This is a genomic window from Lacticaseibacillus salsurae (assembly GCF_045862175.1).
In the GTDB taxonomy this organism is placed as follows: Bacteria; Bacillota; Bacilli; order Lactobacillales; family Lactobacillaceae; genus Lacticaseibacillus; species Lacticaseibacillus salsurae.
Genome location: NZ_BAAFZI010000104.1, coordinates 1 through 3,376, shown reverse-complemented (window position 1 = coordinate 3,376; position 3,376 = coordinate 1). Strand labels below are relative to the sequence as shown.

4 protein-coding genes are annotated in these 3,376 nt (G+C 48.5%); 1 reads left to right on the top strand and 3 read right to left on the bottom strand.

From position 1 onward, the window contains the following. A partial coding sequence (gene tnpC, locus ACKTSG_RS13855) for an IS66 family transposase (protein ID WP_407895587.1) occupies positions 1 to 1,271 on the top strand: 1,271 nt, incomplete at its 5' end. Positions 1,272 to 1,331: 60 nt separating this feature from the next. Here tnpC and ACKTSG_RS13850 read toward each other — a convergent pair. From ACKTSG_RS13850 to ACKTSG_RS13840, 3 genes are read right to left on the bottom strand one after another with little or no spacing between them, the layout of a single operon-like run. Next, positions 1,332 to 1,469, bottom strand: a complete 138-nt coding sequence (locus tag ACKTSG_RS13850) for a hypothetical protein (protein ID WP_407895585.1) — start codon at positions 1,467 to 1,469, stop codon at positions 1,332 to 1,334. Then, positions 1,459 to 2,478: a WxL protein host-binding domain-containing protein gene (locus ACKTSG_RS13845; RefSeq protein WP_407895583.1), complete on the bottom strand. Its 1,020-nt coding sequence runs from the start codon at positions 2,476 to 2,478 to the stop codon at positions 1,459 to 1,461. The genes ACKTSG_RS13850 and ACKTSG_RS13845 overlap by 11 nt, the downstream gene beginning before the upstream one ends. 59 nt (positions 2,479 to 2,537) lie before the next feature. After that, a complete protein-coding gene (locus ACKTSG_RS13840; RefSeq protein ID WP_407895581.1) occupies positions 2,538 to 3,161 on the bottom strand; it encodes a WxL domain-containing protein in 624 nt (207 codons plus the stop codon). Between the last annotated feature and the right edge of the window lie 215 nt (positions 3,162 to 3,376).

Here is a 3,376-nt window from a genome sequence, read left to right as displayed (position 1 = left end):
AAAGCAAAGCCACACGTAAACAAACACTGAGCAAGTCTCTTCCAATCATTGAGACGCTTATTCCATGTGATGATGATCAATGTCCCCAAGGACATCCACTTGAAGTCGCGGGCAAACGCTTTGTTCGAGAAGAAGTCGTCATTATTCCGCAAGTGATCTATCGACACCAGATCTACGAGGAAGTCAAAAAGTGTGCGACCTGCGCCAAACAAACGGATCATACTCAATTCTTCCAAGGTCACGCACCGCGTCCTTTGATTGCCCACAGTTTGGGTTCCGCATCAATGGTCGCCACCATTGCATATAATAAGTATGGGTTGTCCTTACCACTTTATCGACAAGCCAAAGAATTTAAGCGAGCCGGTGTTGATCTTCCCGAAACCACTTACGCTAATTGGATGACCAAAGCTTCGGTCGTCGTCCAGCCGGTGGTTGATCTAATTCGGGAACATCTGGTGGCGCAGCCGTTTTTACAAGGTGACGAAACGCCATATAAGGCGATCCGTGATCCTCGTAAATCGGGTCGATCGCACGGCTACATGTGGGTGATACGTTCGGTGCAGTCATCCAGTGAGCCTGGCGTTTATTACGCGTATGATGCCACTCGCGCCGGGGCCTTTGCCCAAGAGTTGTACAACGGCTTCTCCGGTGTGCTCCAGTGTGATGGTTATTCAGGCTATAACAAGCTGGACAAGGCCATCACGCGCACTGGGTGTATGGCGCATGTTCGACGCAAATTCTATGAAGCCGCTGTGCACTTGAAAAACGGCATCAAAGACTCGGTGCCATTGAAGATGATCGATACCATGTTCACATTGGAGCGCCAGGTCCAGCATGCGCCAGCAAGAGAGCGCCAAACTTTTCGAATAAAGAATATCGCCCCGCTCATGAAGAAATTCTGGTCGTGGATCGATGGCCTCACTACGTTGCCAAAAGGCGCATTGGGAAGAGCGGTGAAGTATGCCCAAAATCAGCGGACCTATCTTGATCGACTTATGGACTACGGTGAAGTCGACTTGAGTAATAATGCGACCGAACGTAGTGTCAAAGACTTGGTGATTGGACGTAAGAACTACTTATTCAGTACCAGCGTTGATGGCGCAAAGGCCAATGCGAACATGATGACTTTGTGCGAAACCGCCAAAGCCAATCAGCTGGACGTGTTCAAGTATTTGAAGTGTTTATTCGAAAAGCTTCCGCAGTTGCCGGAATTTGAACTGAACGAGACAACCTTGGCGCCGTACTTGCCATGGAACATTAATCTGGACTAACAACAGAAAATCGGGCCAAGACACATCTTAGCGATGTGACTTGGCCCGATTTTGGCGTTACTAACGTGTGATTATCTCCTGCTTACTTTTGATCTCACTTTGGCCGCTATATTGCGCCGTGGCGGATTGGCGCAAGCCTAAACTCCATAAGCCAATGCTCACCAACAGCGCAATGAAGATCACTTTTTTACGCGTCATCAGCCCCACCTCCAGAACGGCGGCGACGGCTGATCACGATCAAGATGACAATTAAGGCAACCACCAACGCGATCAAAATGCCCACGATCCAGTACCACATGGTGTTGTCCACAACCGTTAGATCAGTGTCTTTGGCCACTTTTTCCAGAGCCGCTTTTTTGATGGTGAAGGTATCTTTCAAGTTGTACGTGCGCTTGCCAGACGTCAATTTGGTTTTAACGGTGTACACGCCTGGTGACAAAGACGAAACTTCCAACGGAACGCTGTATTCCATCAACCCAGCCGGTGCCATGCTACCGTCTTTGAGCTCAATTTTGCCGAGTTGCTTGTCGTCTTCATTGTGAACAGTCGTGGTCATCGCCACGCCACCGAAGACCCGCGCGGTTTTGTTGGTAAGCCGAGTTTGTACCGTCGCTTCCTTGGAGGCAGTTTTGAGTTTGGAGTTGGATTGCGTCAACACTGGCGTCAGCTTAGTTTCATCCCCACTGACCAAATGCACCGGCAACGACATCGAAAAGGCATTGCGCACCCCCATTTTTTGTTCGCTTTCCTTGGAGGTGTCGTCAACACGATAAACATAGATGCCGCCTAGAACGTCTCCGGAAAAGCCTGCCTTGGGAACTTTCACATGGAACGTTAAAACCTGACTTTTCTTGGCGGGCACGGTGATCACTTGTTTTTTCGGGGTGACCATATCAGGCAACTTGGCCTGAAAAGTATTGACCACCCGCACATCAGGCCGATACGACAGCGACGCATCTGACGTCACCCCAGCGTTGACCACTTCAACGCGAAACTTCTGGTCGTTATCGGCCAGATTGATCACACTGATCTGAAAATCTTTTTGTTGGCCAGCTTCCACTCGATAATGGATATAGCCACTGGACAGCGAGTCCTTGGTGGCACTTTCGATACTAAATTTAGAGCCATTATTTTCGGCTAGGACGATCTTCGAGCTCCCGAAAATTATCCCGACCATGGCAACGATGATCATCACTAGCTTCTTCATAGGTAAACCTCCCTTAGTGAAAAAAAGAGGCGTAAGGTTTACGCCCCTCGTGGGTATGCTCAGAGCGAGCGGAATGCGACTCCGGAAGCCAAGTTCCAGTCAAGTACGGCGGTGAAGACTTCTGCGTCCTCAACCGTAATTTCCGGACTACCATCGTTCTTTAAAGTTGCAGAGATTTCACTTTCAAGGATACTCTTGGTCCCGCGTTCACCATGCGTCACCAACGTCACAGCAGATTCAGCATCTGTTATCAACGGGGTACCGTTGAAATTAATTCCGCCTTCAGAGTTGTTTCCAGTAGGTGTAGCGGTAAAAGTCAACTCGGTTTCACTCAACTCATTACTCTCGGTACTAATGAACTTTCCTAGTTTACCTTGAAGTTTCCACCCTTCTGAAGTAGTTGCAATACGGCCATCATTAACACGAAGATCTCCTGTCGTCGTCTGCGATGCTTGGTCAAGCGACGTATAGATTTCCGTTGCAGAAACGGTGCCAAAGTCCATATCTGGCACCTCAACAATTTGCAAGACGTCGGTATCTGGATCTGCCACAACTTGTACTGTATTTTGTGTCTTGTCAGTAAGTTTTTCTGCTGCGTTCACCAAACTTCCGCTCATCATTAGTGGTGCTGCCGCGCCTACGATGGCACCGAGGGCGACGGATAACTTATGCAGTTTTTTCATCACAAGGTCCTCCTTAAGTCTTTGACTTTTCTTCTACAATTTAAGTATATCAAGGTGGAATTTCGCTGCGCAAATCTGACCCCTTTAAGTATGTGTCAAGTTTTTCTCGGTTCCAGTAAATTGAGTTCCAAATGATAGGTTCTATCCGACCTGATTAAGTGACGCTGCCAATTTGGCCAACCCTGAGCTTGCTACACCTTGAGTGGAGATGACTC

Excerpts from the sequence above, each read along its gene's own strand:
- ACKTSG_RS13850 (WP_407895585.1), bottom strand. The coding sequence starts at position 1,469 with ATGACGCGTAAAAAAGTGATCTTCATTGCGCTGTTGGTGAGCATTGGC.
- ACKTSG_RS13845 (WP_407895583.1), bottom strand. The coding sequence starts at position 2,478 with ATGAAGAAGCTAGTGATGATCATCGTTGCCATGGTCGGGATAATTTTC.
- ACKTSG_RS13840 (WP_407895581.1), bottom strand. The coding sequence starts at position 3,161 with ATGAAAAAACTGCATAAGTTATCCGTCGCCCTCGGTGCCATCGTAGGC.